The sequence below is a fragment of the Arthrobacter sp. C152 genome (genome assembly GCF_054890965.1).
The window spans coordinates 1-22,238 of record NZ_JBTZSU010000052.1 but is presented as its reverse complement, the minus strand read 5'-3'; the positions used below and the strand labels follow the sequence as shown (position 1 = coordinate 22,238).

Below are 22,238 nucleotides of genomic sequence, written 5' to 3'. Positions count from 1 at the left end.
TTTTCAAATGAGGCAACGAATCGGACTACGCGGATGTTTTCAATGAGTCAACGCGGTCCCTTGTACACGCAGGTGGCCGGGAATAGCATGGCGGCCATGAGCCAGCTGATGGTGGACCTGATCGTCACTTTGGATGGATGCGCTTCCGGTACAGGGTGGCCGGGGTGGTGGGGCCTGGAGGGGCCGGAGTACCTTGCCTGGCTCCAGCAGGAGGCGGAGAAGAACTACACCTTCCTGCTGGGCGGCAAAACCTACCGCCTGATGTCGGGGATGTCGCAGGAGGCCTCCGCCGGCGGTGCGGAGTTCTCGGCCGATGAGGGTGCGGCCCTGACGGGCCTGGCTGCCGTGCCGAAAATCGTTTTCTCCTCCACGCTCAAGGCGCCGCTGCAGTGGCCGAATTCGGAGCTGGTGGCAGGGGACGCCGTCGAGGCCGTACGGGAGATGAAGCGCACGGCCACCGCGCCCCTGAGCACGATGGGCAGCCTGAGCCTGGGCCGCTCCCTGCTGGCGGCAGGCCTCGTGGACCGGTTCCGGCTCGTGGTCTTTCCCCTGATCACCGGGCGCACCGGCAGTGAGCGGATCTACGACGGGTACCCGGACGTCGCGCTGGAGATGGTGGAGAGCAGGACGTTCGACGGCGGCCTGCAGCTGCTCGAGTACATCCCCCGCGTGATCGACGGTCCGCCGGCCACCGGCGGCAGTAACCCCGGCGCCTAGGAATCCTCTGGCGCCCGGGAATCCTGTGGGGTGCCGCCATCCTGCCTGAGCACCACCACCTCGGTCTGGTAATCCTGTGACGAACGCATGCTGCCGCGGAACCAGCAGACGGCGTCCACCGACGGGTCTCCAGGCGGGACCATCGGCCGAAGGTTGTCCACTTCGGACCCGGCGGTGATTGCCGTCCACGCCCAACCGGCGCCTGCATCCGTTGTCCGGCCGCAGTAGATCTCGTAGTGCGGGGTGGTTTCGCCGGTCAGCGGGCTGACCGGAGTGGAGACGTAGACCCGGTCCAGGTCATGCGGATCCACGGCGCCCAGGCCGGTGTAGTCCTGCTCGTGGGGAAGCAGCGCCGGGCCGGCAGCTGCCAGCGGATGCAGCGCCCACTGTGTGCCGTCATACCGGGCGTACAGCAGCCGGTGGTCATCGACGTCGAGCAGCTGCTCACGCTCCAGGGCCCCGTTGACGTCGTTGGCGCGGCAACTGATGATGGCCGCCAGCTGAGGCCCCTGGCCGCGCAGGTCGACCGTCCAGCCGTGGGTAAGGACGTCGCCGCCGATGCGGGTCCCGGCCCTGAAGACGGTGGTAAGGGTGCTTTGGTCGACGCCGGCCGACCCGATCAGAGGCTTGGCAACGACCCTGCCCTGGGCGTCGTGCAGTGCATCGCGCTGGATGTAGCCGTGGTAGATGCTGTTGTTGAAGTCCCGCGGGTGGTGGTCGGTGGTGATGAGGTCGATCCGGTCGGTGCCGTTGCCGAAGTACCGCGTGTAGCCGTTGACGTAGCCGACCTTGGGACGCGTGAAGAGCTTGCCGCCGAAGCGCCAGATGCCACCGTCGTCCTCCGAAACCATGAGGGTGGGGTCGTCGTTGATGGCGCGGACGAAGTTGTAGACCCGCGCCTCCGCGTCCAGCCGGTGCAGGTTCGAGTAGGTGGCACCCCGGCCGCCGGCCAGTTCCGTCCAGTCGAAGCACTGCTCCGGTCCCCACTCCGATGCGTCGTGCGGGCGGACCGAGATCCGCCACCGTGAGTAGTTGTCCGTCTTGTGTTTGGCATACATGGCCAGGTAGAGGCCGTCCGGCCGGATCAGCAGAGCAGGGGCATCATGGTCGTCCGGCTCCAGCCGGTGGTGCAGGACATGGACCCGGCTCTGGCCCGTGGCCAGGTCCAGGACTGCCACCTCGATGTTGCCGCCGCGACTGCCGCCACCAGGGCCCTGGGGTGCGGCGACCGAGCCCACCAGCAGGGTGTTGGCAACGGGGTCCACCAGGGCGCGTTCGTCCTGGAACCAGCACCAGGCGCCATTGTCGTTGATGGTCATCGGCTCGCCGGGCATGAAGCTCCTGCTTTCGGGTCGGGGCGCCGCCTGTACATGGCGGGCAGTTCCGGAACTGTGGTAGGACCACAGCAGTATTCGCGGCGGACGGAAGGTGAGTCAAGGCTCGCGGGGAAAGGGAAGGAAAATTACTTGAAGCTTGAACTAAAGAGGCGTATCTTTACTTAAACCTTCAACTAACCCAAGCATCGAGGCCTGCCCATGACCGCCGTTGTCCATTCCGCGCCGCTCCCAGCCGCCCGGCCCCCTGCCACAGTCCGCAGCCGGGTCAGCGTGCCGCTCCGCTTCCCCGACGGATACGGCACAGCAGCGGAGGTCATGACGTTCCACGGGCTGCTCGACGGCAAAGAGCATTTGCTCCTGGCGCTCGGCCCCTGGGAGCAGGCGCTGTTGGACGGCCCGGCGCCGTCCCCGCTCGTCAGGCTGCACAGCGAATGCCTGACCGGCGATGTCTTCGGCAGCGAGCGCTGCGACTGCGGACCACAGCTCCGCGAAGCCGTGGAATCCATTGCCGCCGCCGGGGGCTTCCTCCTCTATCTCCGGCAGGAAGGCCGCGGGATTGGCCTGTATCCGAAACTCGACGCGTATGGGCTGCAGGACCTGGGGCTGGACACGTATGACGCCAACCTTGCCCTGGGCCACGGTGAGGACGAACGCGACTACACGGCTGCCGCCCAGATGCTGGAAGCCCTCGGCGCCACCTCGGTCCGGCTGCTCAGCAACAATCCGGACAAAGCCGCGCAGCTGGCGGCCCTGGGCATCGGCATCAACGAAAGAGTTCCCACCGGGGTCCATCTGTCCGCAGCAAACTCCCGGTACCTCGCCGCCAAGCGCGACCGCACCGGACACACGCTGGATCTTGGCACGCACGCCGCGGCCGCAGCGGTGGCCGGCGCCGAAGCTGCGCCCGATCATGCCGGGATGCTCCGCCGCGCTGCAGCCTTGGTGCCCGGGCTGCGGGCCAGGGCCGAAGACACCGAACGGCTCCGCAGGCTGCCCGGGGCCACGGTGCGGGACCTGGAGGACGCCGGAGTCTTCCGCCTGCTGGCTCCGAAACGTGCCGGCGGCTACGGGCTGGGCGCCGGGACCTACGGCGAAGTGATCCGCCGCCTGGCCAGGGGTTGCGCGTCCACCGCCTGGACCGCCGGGCACCTGGCCGAACATGCCTGGATGCTGGCCCGGTGGCCCCGCGAAGTACAGGACGAGGTTTTCGCCGGCGGGCGGATGCCACTCGCCGCCGCCACGAGCGCCCCCGTCGGCACGGCACGGAAGGTCGACGGCGGTTTCGCCATATCGGGGCACTGGAGCTTCGCTTCCGGCATCATGCACTCCCAGTGGGCGCTGCTGGCCGTCCAGCACGACGGCGGCCGGCTGCAGGCGCTCGTTCCGCTGGCCCAGCTGCAACTCCTCGACGCCTGGCACACCGACGGCCTGCGGGGCACCGGCAGCAACGACCTGCGGGCGGACGGGCTCTTCGTCCCCGGCTACCGGGTCATGGACTGGGCGGAGCTCAGCGGCTCCGGCAATCCGGGAAGCCTGCTCCACCCGGAACCGCTGATCCACGCGCCCATGGACGTCCTGCTGAACCTCGTGGCCCCGGCCGTGGCGCTCGGCTCGGCGGAGTACGCCCTGGAGCTGTTCCGGGAACAGCTGCTGGCGCAAAGGATCAAGAACGGGGCTGAAATCCGGCAGGCGGATTCAGCCTTGGCGCAGGCGCGGTATGCCAGGGCGTTCGGGCAGGCCGCCACCGCCCGGCTGCACTGGGAGGCGGCCCTGGCCCTGCTGGCGGACGGAGTCCGGCCTGGCCCCGGGCTGAAGGCGGACCAGCGCGCAGCCTTCCGGCTCTCGCTCGCCCTCAGCGCCGAGGCATCGCAGGACGTTGTCCGGCTGGCCGTGGCCGGTTCGGGCGGCAGCGTCCACCGGCTGTCGCACCCGCTCCAGCGCGTCCAGCGGGACGTGGGCGTCCTGCTGAACCACCCCACCCTGGGCCTTGACCCGATCCTGGAGCAGGCCGGCCGGGGGCTGCTTGGCCTGGGCGTGACGGCCCCATCGTTCCAGATACCCGCCGGACAGGCCCGCCGCGGCTGACCTTCGGGCCATTTCCGTGTCAGGATCAGGTATGCCCCAGCGCCTGATGCTGCTCGACACCGCCTCGCTGTACTTCCGCGCCTTCTACGGGTTGCCGGACACCATCCGGCGCCCCGACGGCACGCCGGTCAACGCCGTCCGCGGCCTGCTCGACATGATCGCCCGGCTCACCACCGACTACCGGGCCACGGACCTGGTGGCGTGCTGGGACGATGACTGGCGGCCGAAGTGGCGGGTGGACCTGCTCCCCACCTACAAGGCGCACCGGGTGGCCCGGGCGGTACCGGACGGCCCGGACGTCGAGGTGGTGCCCGATGGCCTGGAGGCACAGCTGCCGCTGATCCGGCAGGTGCTGGAGCTCGCCGGGATAGCCATCGTTGGCGCCGCAGGATATGAGGCCGACGACGTGGTGGGTACCTACGCCAGCACCGCGGCGGTTCCGGTGGATGTGGTCACCGGCGACCGCGACCTTTTCCAGGTGTGCGACGACGAACGCCGGGTCCGGGTGATCTACACCGCCCGGGGGATGAAGAACCTGGAAGTCATTACCGAAGAGTCGGTGGTGGCAAGGTACCGGGTCCTGCCCCAGCAGTACGCGGACTTTGCCACCCTGCGCGGCGACGCGTCCGATGGCCTCCCCGGGGTGGCGGGAATCGGCGAGAAGACCGCGGCGTCGCTGCTGCTGAAGCACGGCACCCTCGAGGCCCTCCTGGCCGCCGCCGGCGTGCCCGGCGGCGGCGTCTCCGGACCTGTCCGGGCCAGGCTCTCTGCTGCCGCCACGTACCTCGAAGCAGCCCCCGCCGTCGTCCGCCTGGTCCGCACGCTTGAACTGCCCACGCTGGCCGAGGCCGGCGCGCGCCTGCAGCCGGTGACCGGTGACCGGCGCTCGCAGCTCGAACAGCTGGCCACCGACTGGAACCTTGGCGGATCGGTCCGCCGGGTCCTTGCCGCGCTGGACCTGCAGGGCGCGCCGGACCCGCAGGAGTAGCCGCGTTGCGGCTTGTTGCAGCGGGAGGGGCCTCTTCATGACGAAAAACGGCCCCCGGACCCGGGGTAAATGTCGCCCTGTTGACGCGCGTGACAATGCGTTGCGGCGCGCGTCCGCCCATGTCAGGCCGCTTGAACAGGCTGGAAGGACGGTGGTTTGGTGGGGTGACGATCCAGATGAGAGGCCACTTGCATGACAGTCACTTCAGATCTCGCTCCCCGCCGGCTTCGCGACATTTTCGGGACCTTTGCCACCGGCCTGACGGTTATCACCAGTACCACCCCCGATGGGCCTGCGGGCTTTACCTGCCAGTCCTTTGCCTCCCTTTCGCTGGAGCCGGCCCTGGTCACGTTCAGCCCGGCCCGCACGTCCACCACCTGGCCGGCGCTCAGGCAGGCCGGTTCCTTCACCGTGAACATCCTCCCGGCGGAACACCGCCACCTCGCCGGACAGTTCGCGCGGTCGGGCACGGCCAAATTCGCCGGCGTGGGCCACGCCGAATCGCCGCTGGGCAACCCCGTTTTGGATGACGCCCTGGCCTGGATCGACTGCGAACTCCATGCAGAATACGACGGCGGTGACCACACCATCGTGGTGGCGGCGGTCCGGCACCTCGATGCACGGCAGGATGCGCAGCCGCTGCTGTTCTTCAAGGGCCGCTACGCCGGCATCTCAGCGGCGGAACGCCTGCTGGAAGCCGCCGGCTGACGGGCCCGAAGAGGGCAAGGGCCGTTCGCTCCCCGATCCTTCAGGCGCCCGGCCTGGTTCCGCACCTTGCGCCACAACCATCAGGTAGTAAGCTTGCTGAGCATTACTACTAAGCGTGCTGATGAGTTTGGACGACGGGAGCAGGAGCCATGGGCGCAATACTCGGAACGGCCCTTTCGCTGACGCTGACGATAAGCGGCGCGGCAGTGGCCGCGGGGAGCGGCCCGGCCGCCGCCGGAAACCATCTGGCCGGCCATGTGCTCCTGGGCGTGGGAATCGGCCTGCTGGCCGCCACCGCACTCCGACTCGCTGCGCGCCTCCTCATCGATTGGGCTGTTGCCCGCACGCCGGAGCCCGCGGGGCAGCCCTCCCGCGCTGACGAAGCCGTGGTGACCCTCCTTCCTGCCCGCCCAGCGCCGGTGGCCCCGCTGCGGGGCAGGCATGCGGCCTAGGGCGGGCCGGGCTAAGGCGCGGGAAGCCGCGGTGGCCGGCCCGGCTGCTCCGTTGGCCCACCGGCACCCGGCCATCCGCGCGGCCATCCTCGTCTGCATGGCCGCCGTCGCGGCGGCGCTGGTGGCGGGCGCAGCAACCATCCGCCCGCCGGACGCGGACGCACCTACCCTGCGCGGCTTCCAGGTGCGCGTGCTGAGCATCAGCCAGGCAGTTGCTGAGGACCGGACGGACGGCGCCCTGGCAGCTGTCCAGGCCCTCGAAAAGGACCTCGACGACGCCGCAGCCGGCGGACGCCTTTCAGCCGCCCGCTACCGTGGAATCGAGGCCGCGCTGGAGGCAGTCCGGGCGGACCTCGCCAGCCGGGTCGCGGCAGCAGGTACGGCGGCACCGGATGCCGGGGACCCCGGACCGGCCATGGCCGGAAGCGGTGCGCGACAGCAGGAGCCCGCACCCCAGGACGCAGCTGTTCCTGCCGCCGCGCCCGCCATGGAGCCGCGCGGCCCGGCCCCTGGCCCGTCGCTGCCGGACAAGGCCAAGGAAGCCAAGGGCAAGGACAAGGGCAGGCCCTGACGCAGGCCCCCGTACGCCGCATCCCGCTGCGGCCCGGGAGAATGGACGGATGACTTCTCCTGCCGCGCACGACCCCTTCAACCTGGAAGCCATCGGCAGCGGCCTGGCGTTCGCCGGTTCCCTGCCCGCCCTCGCCGCTGCCCTGCAGGGCGGCATGCTGCCGGGCGCCGCAGTAGTCCAGGCCCCGCCGGGCACCGGCAAGACCACCCTGGTTCCACCGCTGCTCGCCAACCTTTTCGGCGGAGCGGGCAGGATCGTCGTCACCCAGCCCCGGCGCGTCGCGGCCCGTGCCGCCGCCCGGCGCCTGTCTACCCTGGACGGCAGCGGGCCCGCAGGCCGGGTGGGCTACACGGTCCGCGGGGAACGCCACACCGGAACGGGAACCCGCGTCGAATTCGTCACGCCGGGCATCCTGCTGCACCGCCTGCTGGCAGACCCCGGCCTGGACGGGACAGCCGCCGTCGTGCTCGACGAAGTGCACGAACGCGGCCTGGAAACCGACCTCCTGCTCGGCATGCTCGCCGAAGTCCGGCAACTGCGCGGCGACCTTGCCGTTGCCGCCATGTCCGCCACCCTGGACGCGCCCACGTTCGCCGCCCTGCTGGGTGATCCCGACGGCGGGGCGCCGGCACCCATCGTCGACTGCCCTTCGGTGCTTCACCCGCTGGAGGTGTCATGGCGTCCGGCGCCCGGGCTCCGGCTGGATGACCGGGGCGTGGCGCCGTCGTTCCTTGACCACGTGGCCGGCACCGCCGCCGAAGCCCACGCCGCAGCCCTCCGCGCGGAGCCCGGCACTGACGCGCTGGTCTTCGTGCCCGGCGCCCGGGAGGTCCGCCAGGTTGCCACAGCGCTGCGTTCGCGTATGGGCCCTGGCGTCGACGTCCTGGAACTGCATGGCCAGGTGGCGGCAGCCGAACAGGACCAGGCGGTCTCCGGCCGCCGTCCCGGCGGCCCTCCGCGGATCATCGTGTCAACGGACCTTGCCGAGTCCTCGCTGACGGTGCCCGGCGTCCGGCTGGTCATTGATTCCGGGCTGACCCGGGAGCCGCGCCGCGACGCCGCCCGCGGAATGACGGGACTGGTCACGGTGTCCTGCTCCCGGGCGTCCGCGGACCAGCGCGCCGGCCGAGCCGCACGGCAGGCCCCCGGACAGGCCATCAGGTGCTACAGCCAGCAGGCCTACGGGGCGGCTCCGGCCCACGTGACCCCGGAAATCAACGTCGCCGACCTCACCGGGGCCGCGCTGGCCCTCGCCTGCTGGGGAGCGCCTGGCGGCGAAGGCCTTGCACTGCCGGACACCCCGCCCCGCCGGACCATGGCCGACGCCATCGAGGTCCTCCGCGAGCTGGGCGCCGTCACTGACGAGGGCCACGCAACCCCGGCCGGCCGGGTCCTCGCCGCCATACCGGCCGACCCGCGGCTTGCCCGGGCACTGCTCGACGGCGCGGAATCCGTGGGAGGGGAACTGGCCGCCGACGTTGTGGCAGCACTTTCCGGCGACCACCGGGCACCGGGGGCCGACCTGCCCCGCCTCCTGGACCAGTTGCGGGCGGACCGGGGGCCCGCCGGCTCGCGCTGGGCCACGGAATCAAGGCGCCTTGCCGCTCTCACCCGGCGGCAGGGCGCCGGCCCCGTCACCCCGGCGCCGCCGCGAGGCCCGGAATTGGTGGGAACCGTCGTCGCCCTGGCCTATCCGGACCGGGTGGCACGCAGGATGCCCGGCGAACGCGAACAGTACCTGCTGTCCTCCGGGACCCGTGCCGGGCTGCCCGCAGGCAGTACCCTGGCCGGGCACGAATGGCTGGCCGTCGCCGAAGTGTCGCGGGCCGGCGGACGGGACGCGGCTGGAACGGGGGCCGTCATCCGGGCGGCGGCGCCCCTGGCGGAGGGCATGGCGGCAACCGCCGCGTCACACCTGCTGGCTGAGGGGGTGGAAGCGCAGTTCACTGACGGCCGAGTTACCGCGCGGAGGATCAAGCGGCTCGGCGGCATCGTGCTTTCCGCCACGCCGGTCCGCCCCACCCCGGACCAGGGCCGGGCCGCCGTGGCCGGCGCGCTGCACTCGGCCGGCCTTGGGGCGCTGTCCTGGTCGACGGCGGCGGCCGGCCTCCGCCGCAGGCTCGGGTTCCTGCACCGCGAGCTGGGGGAACCGTGGCCGGACGTCTCCGATCCCGCGCTGCTGGCACGGCTGGACGAGTGGCTTGGACCCGAGCTGGAGCAGCTGGCCGGGGGAGCGGCGGTCGGCTCGATCGATCTCGCCGAGCCGCTCCGCCGCCTCCTGCCGTGGCCCGAGGCCGCCCGGCTCGACCAGTTGGCGCCCGAATGGCTTGAGGTGCCCAGCGGCTCACGCGTCCGGATCGAGTACCCGGACCTTTCCGACGACGCCGGCGCACCCGTCGTGGCCGTCAAGCTGCAGGAGTGCTTCGGGCTTGCCGAGTCCCCGCGGCTCGTGGAGGGACGCGTTCCGGTGCTGTTCCATCTGTTGTCCCCGGCGCGCCGGCCGCTGGCCGTGACCGGCGACCTCACATCCTTCTGGTCCGGCCCGTACGCCCAGGTGCGGGCGGAGATGCGGGGCCGCTATCCCAAGCATCCGTGGCCCGAGGACCCGTGGTCCGCACCGGCCACCGCACGGGCCAAGCCGCGGAAATAGCGCAGGTTCCCCGGCCTGTCCCGCCTTTGGGACGGGCTCGTGAAAACTCCGATACACAACCGAAACCTTGCGTCGACCTGTTGAAACAAGTCCTGTCTAGGCTCTTTCCTACGTGGACGGCGTTGTCCATACACCACCTGGAAAGGACAGACCGATGTTTCTCTTCAACACCCTGAACCTGCTGCTCGACGGCCGCCGTGCCGAGGAATGGCGCGCGCACGAAGACACCGCCCGTGAGGGTTTCCCGGCCGGGCAGCTCACGTCCTCCGCGTGGGAGGGCTGGTGGCACGAGGACGCTGCGTAGCGGCGCGGCCCGCCCCGGCGTGCAGCCCAACAGCCGGTGGGCATCAGTGCAGCAGCCCGGTTTCCGCCATAAGCTCGGTGAGCCACGGCCGGTGCTCACGGTGGAACGTGATGCCCTCCGGCAGGCCCTGGACGGTGGCTTCGGAACCGACGACGTCGATGGTCATCCGGCTCCCGGCGATCGGAGCGTTGGTCAGGTGCACGTCACCGTAGGACTCCGGCAGCACCGGGTCCATCCAGAACCCGCCGCGGGACACATGTGCGTCATAACGCATGAGGCTGGTGATCAGCATGATCGGCGTGGTCGCGGCCCAGGCCTGGGGGGAGCACGCGGTGGGGTACGGGACCGGCTCGGTGACCTGCTCCCTGCTGAAGCCGCAGAAGAGCTCCGGCAGCCGGCCGTTGGAGTAGTCGGCGGCCTCCAGCAAGGCGGTGGAGATGCGCTGCGCCTCTTCGACGAAGCCGTACCGCAGCAGGCCCGCGGCAATGATGGCGTTGTCGTGGGGCCACACGGATCCGTTGTGGTAGCTGGCCGGGTTGTAGGCGCCCATGTCGGTGCCGAGGGTCCTGACACCCCATCCGCTGAACATCTCCGGCGACATCAGCCGTTCCGCCACGGCGGGAACCTTGTCGTCGTCGACGATTCCGTGCCACAGGCACTGACCCATGTTGGAGGCGCAGGCATCCACGGGCCTCTTGTCGCGGTCCAGGGCGACCGCGAAGTAGCCGCGCTCCGGCAGCCAGAACTGCTCGTTGAACTTTTTCTTCAGCCGGGCCGCCTCGTCGGTCAGCTTCGCCGCCAGCGGTGCGTCGCCGGCGTCGTAGGCCATCCACGCCCGGGACAGCAGCGCGCTGTAGACCAGGGCCTGCACCTCGCACAGCGCGATCGGCGCTTTGGCGATGGTGCCGTCGGCGAAATTGATCCCGTCCCATGAATCCTTCCAGCCCTGGTTGATCAGGCCCTGGTCGTTGAGGCGGGAGTATTCGACGAACCCGTCGCCGTCCTTGTCGCCGAACTCCCGGACCCAGTCCAGGGCCCGGTCCGCGTTGGGGAGCAGCGCCGCGATGGTGTCCTTGGCGAACCCCCAGCGGCTGACCGACCCGAGGCCCATGACGAACTGCGGGGTGGCGTCCACGCTGCCGTAGTAGACCGACTTGCCGCCCAGTGCGAGTCCGCTGGAGACCCCAAGGCGCACTTCGTGCAGGATCTTGCCGGGTTCCTCTTCGCTCATCGGATCCACCACTTTGCCCTGCCGGTCGGCCAGCGTCTGCAGCGTGCCCAACGCAAGGGAAGGATCCACGGGGAGCGCCATTTCCGATGCCCAGAGCGAGTCGCGGCCGAACAGGGTCATGAACCACGGCGCGCCCGCCGCCACCACGATGCGTTCCGGATGGGCGGGGTCCTGGATCCGGAGGGCGCCCAGGTCGTCGTAGCTGCGCCGCAGCGTCCTTTCGATGGACCGGTTGCCCATGTGCAGTTTGGGGATCTTGGCCACCCATTCCTTCCGGCGCTGGTCGCTGGGGGAGATGTCGGGTGCTGCGGGGTGGCGGTGCGTCGGGTGGGGGACCGGTTCGGTGCCGCTGGCCGGAACCACGCTCAGCTGCGTGCTCCATTGGCCGTGCGCCGGGACCAGCGCCTGGTAGGTCAGGACGTCGGGGTTGGAGACGGCGCCCTCACCGTGCACGATGACCCGCTTGAGGACGTCGTGCCAGACCGCGCTGATGGTCAGCGAGTCGCCGTCGTGATGGCGCGATTCCTGCCAGGTTCTTTGGACCCGGGCCTCCTTCACCTCGAAAAGGTCGGCGAAATCCGCTTCAGCCCTGACGGACACCGTGCACTCGGCGGCCTCGGACGAATAGTTCCGGATGGTGATCGCCTCCATGATCCCGGACGCCACCTCCCGCAGGCGCTCCACCACCAAGGGGCTGTCCGCGTAGCCGTCCGAGCGGGGAACCCGGCCGATGAACAGGGCCCGGTAGGGCTCCTTCACCTCGGCGGCCAGCGGCTCCAGGGGCATGCCGTTGATCCTCAGGTCCCAGCGGGAGAGGATGCGGGTATCTTCATGGAAAGCGCCGTGCGGCTGTTCGGGGTGGATGTCCCCGTTGGCCAGGGAGATGCAGAAGCACGACCCCTCAACCAAGGTGATGTTTCCGGCGCCGACGGGTCCGGCAGCAGTGTCAGCATTCCATCCAGCCATCCCCGCTCCTCCACCCGTAGATGATGCCGCGGGCGGCGGGTCCAGGCTGAGGGAGGCGCCGCCGTACCCCACGCACTAACGCTACGCCTTCGGCCACCATCCTGTAAGGGTGCCGGCGCCGCCCTTACGGCTACGGGGCGGCAGGCGCCGCCCTCGCGCGGGTCAGCGGCCCGGGGTGCACCTAGCTTCAATGAAACGCGCCACTGTCCCGGCGAGCGAGGCGCCGGTTTCCTCCGCAGGCCGCTTCGGCCCTGCCACCGCAAAGGAATGGTCACCGCCTTGCACCCACTCCAGCACCGCCGAAGGACCTATCCGGGCTACGACGCCGGCAAGGATGTCCGGCGTGGCAAAGGTGTCCCGGGTTCCCTGCAGGAACAGCATGGGCGTGGTGATCCCGTACAGGTGTTCGTCCCGGAGCTTCTCCGGTCTTCCCGGCGGGTGAAGGGGATAGCCGAGGTAGACGAGGCCGGCAGCTTCCATCCCTTCGGCAACGGCCATGGACGCCATCCTGCCGCCAAAGGACTTGCCGGCCGCGCACAGCGGGCCGGTGTCCCCGTGGGCGGCGGCCCGGGCCGCCGCCGTAGCCATCACCGCGCGCCACGTGGCGACGGCCAGCGGCGGCCGGTCGGGAAATTTGCGGCCCGCCTCCCGGTAGGGAAAGTTGAACCGGAGCGTGGCCACGCCCAGGTCATTCAGGGCGCCGGTGAAACCCCGCATGAACGGGTGCTCCATGCCGGCCCCCGCCCCGTGGGCGAGCACGACGGTGGCGGTGGGCGCGTCCGGGCGGGCGTACACGGCGGACACGGCGGTGTCGCCGACGGGGATGGACAGCTGCTGGTCGGATGCGGGCATGGGTCAATCATGCCCGAGCGCCGGGCCTTTCCCCGCCCGGGCCCGGGGCGGGGTGTACGTTGTCCCCATGGCGAGCGAACAGACCATTATCACCGTCCAGGGTCCCAACGGGCCGCGGGAAATGCGCATCTCCAGCCCCAACAGGGTCCTCTGGCCGGATCTCGGCCTCACCAAGCTGGACCTGGTGAACTACATCTGCGCGGTGGGGGAGGCGTTCATCGCCGCCAACGGGGACCGCCCCGTGTCGCTCCAGCGGTACCCGGGCAACATCGACGGCGAGATGTTCTTCTCCAAGAACCCGCCCAAGGGCACGCCGGATTTCATCCGCTCCGTCAAAGTGGTGTACCCGAGCGCACGGTCCCACGCGCAGCTTGTCCTGGATGAGCCGGCCGCCGCGGTCTGGGCCGTCCAGATGAATACCGTAGTGTTCCATCCCTGGCCGTCGCGGGCCGGAAATACCGACAACCCGGACCAGCTCCGCATCGACCTCGACCCCCAGCCGGGCACCGATTTCGCCGATGCGGTCCCGGCCGCCCTCGTCCTGAAGGACGTGCTGGCCGAGGCGGGCCTGGGCTGCTTCATCAAGACCTCCGGAAACCGTGGCCTGCACGTCTACGCGCCCATCGAGCCAACCCGGGAATTCCTGGACGTCCGGCACGCCGTCATCGCCGCGGCGCGGGAAGTGGAACGCCGGATCCCGGACCAGGTGACCACGGCCTGGTGGAAGGAGGAGCGGGGCCGGCGCGTGTTCCTGGACTTCAACCAGGCCAACCGGGACCGCACCATCGCCGGGGCGTACAGCCCGCGGGCCCTTCCGCACGCACCGGTCTCCTGTCCCATCACCTGGGATGAACTGGAGCAGGCGGATCCCAGGAACTTCACCATCCTGACCGTGCCCGACCGGCTCAAGACGGTGGGAGACCCCTGGGCCGGCTTCGGCGCCAGCCCCGGCACCATCGACACGCTCCTGCAGTGGTGGGACCGGGACTGCAAGGCAGGCCTGGGTGAACTGCCTTTCCCGCCGGACTACCCGAAGATGCCGGGTGAGCCGCCGCGGGTCCAGCCAAGCCGGGCGCGTAAGCAGGACTGAGCCGCACACCCCGAAGCGGGGCACATCGGCACGGACACGCCGGCCGCCGTCGTCATGTACGACCTCGGCCGGCGGCAAAGTGCCCCGGGACGGCTTACTCGAACCGGGATGGATCGCCCATCCCGCGCCGGACAACCTCGGCCACACCGCTGGAGAAGTCCACCACCGTGGTGGGCTCGGCCCCACAGTCACCTGCGTCGATCACGGCGTCCACCTGGTGGTCCAGGCGCTCTTTGATGTCCCAGCCGACCGTCATCGGTTCCTCTTCGTCCGGCAGCAGCAGCGTGCTGGACAGCAGCGGTTCACCCAGCTCGGCCAGCAGCGCCTGGACCACCCGGTTGTCCGGAATGCGCACCCCGACCGTCTTCTTCTTCGGGTGCAGCAGGCGTTTGGGAACCTCCCTCGTGGCCGGAAGGATGAAGGTGTAGCTGCCGGGGGTGACGGCCTTGATGCTGCGGAACACGTCATTGCCGATGTTCACGAACTGTCCCAGCTGCGCGAAGTCCCGGCAGACCAGCGTGAAGTGGTGCTTGTCGTCCAGGTGCCGGATGCTCCGGATCCGGTCCAGGGCGTCCTTGTTGCCCATCTGCGCCCCCAGGGCGTAGCAGGAGTCCGTGGGGTAGGCGATCAGGCCGCCGTCGCGGATGATCTTCACTGCCTGCGCAATGGCGCGCGGCTGGGGGTCCTGTGGATGAACGTCAAAGTATCTGGCCATGCCCCCGAGCCTACGTTCCCGCGGGCTCCGCTGCATCAGGGCTGGCCGGGGGAGTTTCCCCCTACCGGTGCCCGGAGGCATGGGGCAGTATGTTGTCTGCCGATGTTCCCAGCCACGTGAAGGAGATCCATCATGCCGACCATCCTTAACCCCTACCTGAGCTTCCGGGACAACGCCCGGGAGGCGATGAACTTCTACCAGTCCGTCTTCGGTGGCGAACTGACCATGAGCACCTTCGGTGACTTCCAGGCCAGCGAAGACCCGGCTGAAGCCGAAAAGATCATGCACGGCATGCTGACCACCACCAAGGGCCTGGTGCTCATGGGGGCGGACACCCCGAACAGCATGGAGTACCACTCTGGCTCTTCGATCTCCGTCTCGCTCAGCGGCGATGACGAAGTGGAGCTGCGCGGGTACTACGAAAAACTCAGCGGCGACGGCGGAACGGTGACCGTCCCCATGGAAAAGGCGCCGTGGGGTGACATTTTCGGCATGTGCACCGACCGCTTCGGCGTCGCCTGGCTGGTCAACGTCAACGGCGGGCAGGCGGCAACGGGCGCACCCTGACAGTTGGATGGTACGGCCAATGACCGGCAGTCCGCCTGCTGTGGCCGTACCATCCGGCGAACCTGCTCCGCCGCCTTGAGACCGCCCCCGCGGACTGCGAGGATGGAAGGGTGAGGTCGCTCCTGGAGTTCCTTTCAGACAAATGGTGGCTGGTGTTTCCGCTGAGTGCGTTTGCCGGCCGCTGGGCACACGGCTGGCGCCGCGCCGGCGTGCGCCGCTACCGGCGCAGGGTTGAACTGTATAAGCCCGAAAACGAAGCCCCGGAGGCGCAGAAGGCTTCCGCTGCCGGGGTGCAGTCCGTGATGGCCACCCACGACGCCACGAACCGCCGCTGGCTCGAGTATGAGCTCGACGTCGGCAAGCTCATCGACTTTCCGATGATGACGGACGTGCGCGAACCCCTGACGGTTGCGTTCCTGCGCGCCAAACGGGAAGCGGACGGACTGCGGCCGGCCTCGCCCGCGGACGTGGAGCCGGGGCCCGCCCTGGAGGCCTACCGGCAGGCGGTGAACAACTTCGCCGTGGCCCTCGACGTGGCGGAGCGGGAGGCCCGGCGCATCAGGGACAGCAAATTCAGCGGCCCCGAACGCCAGCGGCTGGCCACCGCCCGGAAACTGCTGATGATCGCGGAGAACGGGGCTGCCACCGCCGCGGAACGCCAGGCCGCCTACAAGAGGGCCCGCCGCGAGCTGGACGGCCTCATCGTCCTGCCGGACGTCACCGTCGCGGTGCTGGAGCAGAAAATCGCACATCAGCTGGACACCGGCCCCCGGCCCCCGCAGCTGCACCAGGGCTGAAACGGCCCGCGCTGCGTGGAACGCACGCTCTATCTCGACGTCGACGGCGTCATCTGCCCCTTCGGCCCCACGGGAGCCACCGGCTGGGGTTCAGCCTGGCAGCAGGCTGACGCCGGATTGCTGCCGGTCGCGTTCGCTGCCGAACTCGTTGCGGGATTGAACTCCCTTGCCCGTACGCCCGGACTGCGCTGCGTCTGGCTGACCAGCTGGGAGGAACTCGCGCCCCAATACCTGTGCCCCGCCGTCGGCCTGGACGGCAGCCGCTGGCCGTACCTGACCGCGGGCGGCAGCGCAGGCGGCAACGGCTGGTGGAAGCTCTCCGCCATCCAGGAGGACGTCGAGGAAACCCGGCCCGGCACCGTGGCCTGGATCGATGACCAGTTGGCGTTCGAAGCCGAAGCCCAGCACTGGGCCGGTTTCCTGGGGCGGCGCATCCTGACGGTGTCACCGGATCCGCGGCGCGGGATTTCACCCGCCGAACTGGCCCGCGTACGGGCCTTCCTGTCCAGGCCGGTGTTTTGACCTCATGCCCCGGACGCGTACGATCGATAAGGTTTCCCGCCGGTCGGCCACCGCCGCAAGACATTCCGCTGCAAACAGTTGGTGAATTATGCTGTGCACGGCAGCCTGGTAGGAGAAACTGCTGAACGTCGACTCTGCAGATTGGGCAACAGGTGGATATCACCTTCATGGTGGCGCTGGTCATCGCACTGGCACTATTTTTCGACTTCACGAACGGCTTCCACGACACCGCCAACGCCATGGCCACGCCCATCGCGACAGGTGCCATCAAGCCCAGGACGGCAGTGGCACTGGCCGCCGTCCTGAACCTCGTGGGCGCCTTCCTGTCCACCGAAGTGGCCAAGACCGTGTCCGGCGGCATCATCCGCGAAGGCTCCGGCGGTGTGCAAATCACCCCGGAGATCATCTTCGCCGGCCTGATGGGCGCCGTCCTGTGGAACATGATCACCTGGCTGAAGGGCCTCCCCTCCAGCTCGTCCCACGCCCTCTTCGGCGGCCTGATCGGCGCGGCGGTGGTAGGTGCCGGATTCAGCTCCGTGAACCTCGAAAGCCTGCTCCAGAAGGTCATCCTCCCCGCCGTCTTCGCACCGGTGATCGCAGGCCTCGCCGCCTATGTCTGCACGCGCCTGGCGTACGCCCTGACGGCGCGCCACGATCCGGAGACGGGCAGCAAGCTGACGCAGAAGCGCGGCGGCTTCCGCACCGGGCAGATCTTCACCTCCAGCCTTGTGGCGCTGGCGCACGGAACCAATGACGCACAGAAGACAATGGGCATCATCACGCTGGTGCTGATCGCCGCCGGCAGCCAGGCCCCCGGTTCCGGTCCCCAGCTCTGGGTCATCACCGCCTGCGCGCTGGCCATCGCCATCGGAACCTACGCCGGCGGCTGGCGCATCATCCGCACCATGGGATCGGGCCTGACCGAGGTCAAGCCCGCCCAGGGCTTCGCCGCCGAGACCAGCACCGCGTCCGCGATCCTCGCGTCCTCACACCTTGGCTTCGCCCTGTCCACGACGCAGGTGGCCTCCGGGTCCGTCATCGGCTCGGGCATGGGACGCCGCGGCACCACCGTCCGCTGGGGCATGGTGGGCAAGATCGCGCTTGGCTGGCTGTTCACCCTGCCGGCAGCGGCGATCGTCGGCGCCCTGACGGCGCTGCTGGTGAAGACCGGGGTCGTGGGCGTACTCATCGCCGCCATCGCCGGCAGCGGGGCCGTGCTCTTCATGTTCTTCTACTCGCGCAAGTCCGAAGTGAGCCACCAGAACGCCGTCGAGGTCGAAGAGGCCGGCCAGGCCGTCCGCTTCGCCAAGAAGAAGGCCATGGCGCGTGCGCGTGCCAAGGCCAAAGCAAAAGCCAAGGCGGAGGCGGAAGCCGCTGCCAACAACCCCCAGGCCGCCGATGCCCCCCGGGCCGCCGCCACCAACCCCAAGGAGAGTCAGCGATGAAGTGGTTGGAACTCCTGACAGTTGGCGGCGCCACGCTGGTGGCCGCCGCCGTCGTGGTGACCCTCTACTCGCTCGGCGTGCGGCTGACCGCCATCGCCGGCGACGCGGACCAGCCCTCACCCGGCACCAAACGCGGCCTCGCCTACCTCTGCTTCGGCCTCTGCGGGCTCGCGGTCCTCTTCGGGCTGTACCTGATCATCCCCTACTTCTCCAAGTAAGCCCCTGCTCCTCCCAGCCCGGTGCCGGGCGGCACCACACTGGCTCTGGGCAGCGCGGGTGCCCTTGGCTAGGCTGGGCGGATGACGCGTATCCAGTACTTCGTTGCCGCGTCCCTTGACGGCTTCATTGCCACACCCACGGACGACCTTGGCTGGCTCCTGCAGTTTGACGGTTTCGACGGCGGAGCCGAGAGCTACAACGACTTCCTCGCCGGAGTGGGCTGCATTGTCATGGGCGGAGAGACCTACGCGTGGCTCATGCGCCACGAACCCGGCAGGTGGCCGTACCTGGGCACGCCCTGCAATGTCTTCACCCGGCACGAACACCACGCACCCGACGGCGCCGACATCACCTTTGTCCGCGGGGACGTGCGCGAGTTCGTCGGCGACCTTCGCCGGGACGCCCAGGGCAGGAACATCTGGCTGGTGGGCGGCGGGAACCTTGCCGCACAGTTCGCCGACGCCGGCCTGCTCGACGAGGTCATCCTCTCGGTGATCCCCGTGGTGCTGGGGGACGGCAAGCGCCTGCTGCCGTTGAAGGGCCCGACGGCGCCGCTTGAGCTGATTGCCTCCCGCGCCCTGGGCAGGGGCGTGGTGGAGCTGCGGTACCTGCTGCCCGGAAGCCCCGCCGCGGCGGATTGACAGGTGCTGCCGGTTTAGCGGTCGTCCCTGATCATGTTCGTGATCCGGGCGGTGGACAGCCGCCGGCCTTTCGCATCGGTCATGACGATCTCATGGGTGGCCAGCGTCCGGCCAAGATGGACCGCCGTGCAGGTACCCGTCACCAGGCCACTGCTGATGGACCGGTGGTGGGTGGCGTTCACCTCGATGCCCACCGCGTGGCGGCCAGGGCCCGCATGCATCCCGGCGGCAAAGGACCCGAGCGTCTCGGCCAGCACCACGTGCGCGCCCCCATGCAGGATTCCCGCCACCTGGGTGTTGCCTTCCACGGGCATGGTGGCCACGCTCCGTTCGGGACCCATCTCGAGGAAATGGATCCCCATCTTCACAACGAGGGCGCCGATGCCGAACCGGCCCAGCCAGCCATGAAGATGGTCCGGAATTCCGGCGGCTGCCAGCTCTTCGGCGAAAGCGCCCGGCGTGAAATTGTCACTCATGCCAACTAGGCTGGCACCTGTGAGTGAAACAACCAAACCGGCCCCTTTCCCGTCCCAGGCTATTGACGAGGAGGCCGCGGCCCGGCACTCGTCCTCCGCCGGCGTCCCTGCCGTCCAGGCCGCCAAGCCCGCCGCCGCTGGGTCTGTTTCAGCCACCGAAGCACCCGTGATTCCCATCACCGACCAGCCCCGCCTCCTGGTGCTGGACGGCCACTCCATGGCGTTCCGTGCCTTCTTCGCCCTCCCGGCGGACAAGTTCTCCACGTCCAACGGCCAGCACACCAACGCCATCCATGGGTTCACCTCCATGCTGATCAACCTCATCAAGGAACAGCAGCCCACCCACATCGCCGTCGCCTTCGACGTCTCGGACGAATCCACACACCGCAAGGCCGAGTACAGCGAATACAAGGGGGGCCGGAACGAGACCCCGCGCGAGATGAGCGGGCAGATCGACCTCATCGCCCAGGTCATGGAAGCGTGGGGCATCAAGACCATCAAGATGCCCGGCTACGAGGCAGACGACATCCTGGCCACGCTGGCCGCCATGGGCGAGAAGGCGGGCTTCGAGGTGCTGCTTGTTTCCGGCGACCGGGACGCGTTCCAGCTCGTCACGGACAACGTCTTCGTGCTGTACCCGAAGAAGGGCGTCAGTGACATCCCCCGGATGGACGCCGCCGCCATCGAGGCAAAGTACTTCGTCAGCCCCGGCCGCTATTCCGACCTCGCCGCACTGGTGGGGGAAACCGCGGACAACCTGCCCGGCGTCCCGGGCGTCGGACCCAAGACGGCCGCCAAGTGGATCAACCTGTACGGCGGCCTCGAGGGCGTCCTGGAGCACCTGGACTCCATCGGCGGCAAGGTGGGCGACGCGCTCCGCGGGAACATCGAAAACGTCAAGCGGAACCGGCGGCTGAACCAGCTGCACACGGACCTGGAGCTTCCCGTCACGCTCGAGGACCTCTACCAGCCCCGCCCGGACCAGGCTGCGTTGGAAGACCTGTTCGACCAGCTCGAGTTCAAGACCATCCGCAGCCGCCTGTTCGCGCTCTACGGCGACGCTGACACCCCGGCAGCGGAGCGGGAAAGCATCGACGCGCCTGCCTACGCCACGCCGTCGACCGCCGCCGAGCTGGCCACGTTCCTGGCTGCCGGCGCCGGGCAACGGTCCGCCCTCGCCGTCGATCTCGTGCCGGGACGCATCGGCGAGGATGCGGCCGCCGTGGCCATTGTCCGCGGCGACGCCGCGGTGTACCTCGACCTCGCCGGCCAGGACGCGGAGATGGAGAACGCGCTGGCCGCCTGGCTGCGCGATCCCGAAGCGCCCAAGGTGCTGCACGGGTTCAAGGCGGCGCTGAAGGCGCTCACCGCCCGGGGACTGGAACTGGAGGGCGTGGTGGACGACACCTCCATTTCCGGATACCTCATCCAGCCGGACCGGCGCACCTACGAGCTCGCCGAGCTCGCCCAGCACCACCTGAACGTCGGCATTCCGGCTGCCACCGCCAAGGCCGGCCAGCTGGAGCTGTCATTCGACGGGGAAGACACGGCCGCAGCCGACGCACTCGTCCAGGCCGCCGCCGTCGTGCAGGCCCTCAGCCGGTACTTCGAGGACGAACTGAAGGAACGCAAGGCAGAGGAACTGCTGTCCACCCTGGAGCTGCCCGTCAGCCGTGTCCTGGCGGACATGGAACTCGCCGGCATCGCCATCGACATGGACCGGATGGACGAACAGCTCGCCGACCTCGCCCGGGTCATCGACCAGGCCCAGGAGCAGGCCTTCGCCGCCATCGGGCACGAGGTCAACCTCGGTTCGCCCAAGCAGCTGCAGGCCGTCCTGTTCGACGAACTGCAGCTTCCCAAGACCAAGAAGATCAAGTCCGGCTACACCACCGACGCCGCGTCGCTGAAGAACCTCCTGGAGAAGACCGGGCACGAGTTCCTGGTCCAGCTGATGGCGCACCGCGAGGCCGCGAAGCTGCGCCAGATGCTCGAATCGCTCAAGAAATCGGTGGCCGAGGACGGCCGGATCCACACCACCTACGCCCAGAACGTGGCGGCCACGGGCCGGATCTCCTCCAACAACCCCAACCTGCAGAACATCCCCATCCGCAGCGAGGAAGGCCGCCGGGTCCGCGGCATCTTCGTGGTCAGCGACGGCTACGAATGCCTGCTCTCCGCCGACTACTCCCAGATCGAGATGCGCATCATGGCGCACCTCTCCGGCGACCAGGGACTCATCCAGGCCTACCGGGACGGCGAGGACCTGCACCGGTTCGTCGGCTCGAACATCTTCCACGTCCCCACCGACCAGGTCACCAGCGCCATGCGCTCCAAAGTCAAGGCCATGTCCTACGGCCTCGCCTACGGGCTGACGTCCTTCGGGCTGTCCAAGCAGCTGGAGATCTCCGTGGACGAGGCCCGCACCCTGATGAAGGACTACTTCGACCGCTTTGGCGCCGTGCGGGACTACCTCCGCGGCGTGGTGGACCAGGCCCGGGTGGACGGCTACACAGCCACCATCGAGGGCCGCCGCCGGTACCTGCCGGACCTCACCAGCACCGACCGCCAGCTGCGGGAAAACGCCGAACGCATTGCCCTCAACAGCCCCATCCAGGGGTCCGCCGCGGACATCATCAAGCGGGCCATGCTGGGGGTCCACGCCGAACTCCAGGCCCAGGGCCTGAAGTCACGGATGCTGCTGCAGGTCCACGACGAACTCGTCCTGGAAGTCGCCACGGGGGAGAGGGCCGCCGTGCAGAAGCTGGTTACCGAGCAAATGGCCGCCGCCGCGGACCTGAGCGTGCCACTGGAAGTCCAGATCGGCGTCGGACCAAGCTGGTACGACGCCGGCCACTAGGGCGTGTCTCCTAAAGCTGTCAGCCAGATGCTGATTGCTCGGAGG

General features: G+C 69.2%; 21 protein-coding genes. 16 read left to right on the top strand and 5 right to left on the bottom strand.

What is annotated here, in order from left to right; translation table 11 throughout:
* Positions 1–87: 87 nt before the first annotated feature.
* A complete protein-coding gene (locus ACYSM9_RS20670) occupies positions 88–717 on the top strand; it encodes a dihydrofolate reductase family protein (protein ID WP_461858824.1) in 630 nt (209 codons plus the stop codon).
* Here ACYSM9_RS20670 and ACYSM9_RS20665 read toward each other — a convergent pair.
* Positions 714–2,051 carry a BNR-4 repeat-containing protein gene (locus ACYSM9_RS20665; protein ID WP_461858823.1) on the bottom strand — a complete coding sequence of 446 codons (1,338 nt, stop codon included), beginning with the start codon at positions 2,049–2,051 and terminating at the stop codon, positions 714–716. The genes ACYSM9_RS20670 and ACYSM9_RS20665 overlap by 4 nt on opposite strands.
* 201 nt (positions 2,052–2,252) lie before the next feature.
* Between ACYSM9_RS20665 and ribA the strand changes: the two genes are divergently transcribed.
* From ribA to ACYSM9_RS20630, 7 genes are all read left to right on the top strand, one after another.
* Entirely contained in the window at positions 2,253–4,139 is a 1,887-nt protein-coding gene (ribA, locus tag ACYSM9_RS20660; protein WP_461858822.1) for a GTP cyclohydrolase II RibA, read from the top strand.
* A 31-nt stretch (positions 4,140–4,170) separates the two neighbouring features.
* The gene (locus tag ACYSM9_RS20655; RefSeq protein ID WP_461858821.1) at positions 4,171–5,127 is read left to right on the top strand and encodes a 5'-3' exonuclease; all 957 of its coding nucleotides are present in this window, start codon (positions 4,171–4,173) and stop codon (positions 5,125–5,127) included.
* Between the two features lie 192 nt (positions 5,128–5,319).
* Positions 5,320–5,835, top strand: a complete 516-nt coding sequence (locus ACYSM9_RS20650) for a flavin reductase family protein (protein ID WP_461858820.1) — start codon at positions 5,320–5,322, stop codon at positions 5,833–5,835.
* A 149-nt stretch (positions 5,836–5,984) separates the two neighbouring features.
* Complete coding sequence (locus ACYSM9_RS20645; protein WP_461858819.1) at positions 5,985–6,287, top strand: hypothetical protein; 303 nt, start codon at positions 5,985–5,987, stop codon at positions 6,285–6,287.
* Positions 6,288–6,318: 31 nt separating this feature from the next.
* Positions 6,319–6,858: a hypothetical protein gene (locus tag ACYSM9_RS20640; RefSeq protein ID WP_461858818.1), complete on the top strand. Its 540-nt coding sequence runs from the start codon at positions 6,319–6,321 to the stop codon at positions 6,856–6,858.
* 49 nt (positions 6,859–6,907) lie between these two features.
* Complete coding sequence (hrpB, locus tag ACYSM9_RS20635; RefSeq protein ID WP_461858817.1) at positions 6,908–9,508, top strand: ATP-dependent helicase HrpB; 2,601 nt, start codon at positions 6,908–6,910, stop codon at positions 9,506–9,508.
* A 154-nt stretch (positions 9,509–9,662) separates the two neighbouring features.
* Positions 9,663–9,812: a hypothetical protein gene (locus ACYSM9_RS20630; RefSeq protein WP_461858816.1), complete on the top strand. Its 150-nt coding sequence runs from the start codon at positions 9,663–9,665 to the stop codon at positions 9,810–9,812.
* 43 nt (positions 9,813–9,855) lie between these two features.
* Here ACYSM9_RS20630 and ACYSM9_RS20625 read toward each other — a convergent pair whose 3' ends face one another.
* Together ACYSM9_RS20625 and ACYSM9_RS20620 are read right to left on the bottom strand one after the other, a co-directional pair.
* Positions 9,856–12,009: an amylo-alpha-1,6-glucosidase gene (locus ACYSM9_RS20625; protein ID WP_461858815.1), complete on the bottom strand. Its 2,154-nt coding sequence runs from the start codon at positions 12,007–12,009 to the stop codon at positions 9,856–9,858.
* 162 nt (positions 12,010–12,171) lie between these two features.
* A complete protein-coding gene (locus tag ACYSM9_RS20620; protein ID WP_461858814.1) occupies positions 12,172–12,861 on the bottom strand; it encodes an alpha/beta hydrolase family protein in 690 nt (229 codons plus the stop codon).
* 67 nt (positions 12,862–12,928) lie between these two features.
* Here ACYSM9_RS20620 and ligD point away from each other — a divergent pair, with 67 nt between their 5' ends.
* Complete coding sequence (ligD, locus tag ACYSM9_RS20615) at positions 12,929–13,951, top strand: non-homologous end-joining DNA ligase (RefSeq protein ID WP_461858813.1); 1,023 nt, start codon at positions 12,929–12,931, stop codon at positions 13,949–13,951.
* A 94-nt stretch (positions 13,952–14,045) separates the two neighbouring features.
* Here ligD and ACYSM9_RS20610 read toward each other — a convergent pair whose 3' ends face one another.
* A complete protein-coding gene (locus tag ACYSM9_RS20610) occupies positions 14,046–14,666 on the bottom strand; it encodes an L-threonylcarbamoyladenylate synthase (RefSeq protein ID WP_461858812.1) in 621 nt (206 codons plus the stop codon).
* 132 nt (positions 14,667–14,798) lie between these two features.
* Here ACYSM9_RS20610 and ACYSM9_RS20605 point away from each other — a divergent pair, with 132 nt between their 5' ends.
* The 6 genes from ACYSM9_RS20605 (at position 14,799) to ACYSM9_RS20580 (ending at position 18,857) form a co-directional block, all read left to right on the top strand.
* The gene (locus ACYSM9_RS20605) at positions 14,799–15,233 is read left to right on the top strand and encodes a VOC family protein (RefSeq protein ID WP_461858811.1); all 435 of its coding nucleotides are present in this window, start codon (positions 14,799–14,801) and stop codon (positions 15,231–15,233) included.
* 110 nt (positions 15,234–15,343) lie between these two features.
* A complete protein-coding gene (locus tag ACYSM9_RS20600; RefSeq protein WP_461858810.1) occupies positions 15,344–16,030 on the top strand; it encodes a hypothetical protein in 687 nt (228 codons plus the stop codon).
* Positions 16,031–16,045: 15 nt separating this feature from the next.
* Positions 16,046–16,552 carry an HAD domain-containing protein gene (locus tag ACYSM9_RS20595; RefSeq protein ID WP_461858809.1) on the top strand — a complete coding sequence of 169 codons (507 nt, stop codon included), beginning with the start codon at positions 16,046–16,048 and terminating at the stop codon, positions 16,550–16,552.
* Positions 16,553–16,704: 152 nt separating this feature from the next.
* Positions 16,705–17,997: an inorganic phosphate transporter gene (locus tag ACYSM9_RS20590; protein WP_461858808.1), complete on the top strand. Its 1,293-nt coding sequence runs from the start codon at positions 16,705–16,707 to the stop codon at positions 17,995–17,997.
* On the top strand, positions 17,994–18,215 hold the full coding sequence (locus ACYSM9_RS20585; RefSeq protein WP_461858807.1) for a hypothetical protein: 222 nt from the start codon (positions 17,994–17,996) through the stop codon (positions 18,213–18,215). Before ACYSM9_RS20590 ends, ACYSM9_RS20585 begins: the two co-directional genes overlap by 4 nt.
* Before the next feature lie 81 nt (positions 18,216–18,296).
* Positions 18,297–18,857, top strand: coding sequence for a dihydrofolate reductase family protein (locus tag ACYSM9_RS20580; RefSeq protein WP_461858806.1), 561 nt, complete (start codon positions 18,297–18,299; stop codon positions 18,855–18,857).
* 14 nt (positions 18,858–18,871) lie between these two features.
* Here ACYSM9_RS20580 and ACYSM9_RS20575 read toward each other — a convergent pair whose 3' ends face one another.
* On the bottom strand, positions 18,872–19,333 hold the full coding sequence (locus tag ACYSM9_RS20575; RefSeq protein WP_461858805.1) for a hotdog fold thioesterase: 462 nt from the start codon (positions 19,331–19,333) through the stop codon (positions 18,872–18,874).
* Between the two features lie 217 nt (positions 19,334–19,550).
* On the opposite strand from ACYSM9_RS20575, the gene polA reads away from it, so the two are divergent.
* Positions 19,551–22,193: a DNA polymerase I gene (polA, locus tag ACYSM9_RS20570; RefSeq protein WP_461858825.1), complete on the top strand. Its 2,643-nt coding sequence runs from the start codon at positions 19,551–19,553 to the stop codon at positions 22,191–22,193.
* Positions 22,194–22,238 lie beyond the last annotated feature (45 nt).

What these genes read in the sequence shown, in the direction of transcription:
- ACYSM9_RS20670 (WP_461858824.1), top strand. Translation starts at nt 88, where the DNA reads ATGGCGGCCATGAGCCAGCTGATGGTGGACCTGATCGTCACTTTGGAT.
- ACYSM9_RS20665 (WP_461858823.1), bottom strand. Translation starts at nt 2,051, where the DNA reads ATGCCCGGCGAGCCGATGACCATCAACGACAATGGCGCCTGGTGCTGG.
- ribA (WP_461858822.1), top strand. Translation starts at nt 2,253, where the DNA reads ATGACCGCCGTTGTCCATTCCGCGCCGCTCCCAGCCGCCCGGCCCCCT.
- ACYSM9_RS20655 (WP_461858821.1), top strand. Translation starts at nt 4,171, where the DNA reads ATGCCCCAGCGCCTGATGCTGCTCGACACCGCCTCGCTGTACTTCCGC.
- ACYSM9_RS20650 (WP_461858820.1), top strand. Translation starts at nt 5,320, where the DNA reads ATGACAGTCACTTCAGATCTCGCTCCCCGCCGGCTTCGCGACATTTTC.
- ACYSM9_RS20645 (WP_461858819.1), top strand. Translation starts at nt 5,985, where the DNA reads ATGGGCGCAATACTCGGAACGGCCCTTTCGCTGACGCTGACGATAAGC.
- hrpB (WP_461858817.1), top strand. Translation starts at nt 6,908, where the DNA reads ATGACTTCTCCTGCCGCGCACGACCCCTTCAACCTGGAAGCCATCGGC.
- ACYSM9_RS20630 (WP_461858816.1), top strand. Translation starts at nt 9,663, where the DNA reads ATGTTTCTCTTCAACACCCTGAACCTGCTGCTCGACGGCCGCCGTGCC.
- ACYSM9_RS20625 (WP_461858815.1), bottom strand. Translation starts at nt 12,009, where the DNA reads ATGGCTGGATGGAATGCTGACACTGCTGCCGGACCCGTCGGCGCCGGA.
- ACYSM9_RS20620 (WP_461858814.1), bottom strand. Translation starts at nt 12,861, where the DNA reads ATGCCCGCATCCGACCAGCAGCTGTCCATCCCCGTCGGCGACACCGCC.
- ligD (WP_461858813.1), top strand. Translation starts at nt 12,929, where the DNA reads ATGGCGAGCGAACAGACCATTATCACCGTCCAGGGTCCCAACGGGCCG.
- ACYSM9_RS20610 (WP_461858812.1), bottom strand. Translation starts at nt 14,666, where the DNA reads ATGGCCAGATACTTTGACGTTCATCCACAGGACCCCCAGCCGCGCGCC.
- ACYSM9_RS20605 (WP_461858811.1), top strand. Translation starts at nt 14,799, where the DNA reads ATGCCGACCATCCTTAACCCCTACCTGAGCTTCCGGGACAACGCCCGG.
- ACYSM9_RS20585 (WP_461858807.1), top strand. Translation starts at nt 17,994, where the DNA reads ATGAAGTGGTTGGAACTCCTGACAGTTGGCGGCGCCACGCTGGTGGCC.
- ACYSM9_RS20580 (WP_461858806.1), top strand. Translation starts at nt 18,297, where the DNA reads ATGACGCGTATCCAGTACTTCGTTGCCGCGTCCCTTGACGGCTTCATT.
- ACYSM9_RS20575 (WP_461858805.1), bottom strand. Translation starts at nt 19,333, where the DNA reads ATGAGTGACAATTTCACGCCGGGCGCTTTCGCCGAAGAGCTGGCAGCC.
- polA (WP_461858825.1), top strand. Translation starts at nt 19,551, where the DNA reads ATGGCGTTCCGTGCCTTCTTCGCCCTCCCGGCGGACAAGTTCTCCACG.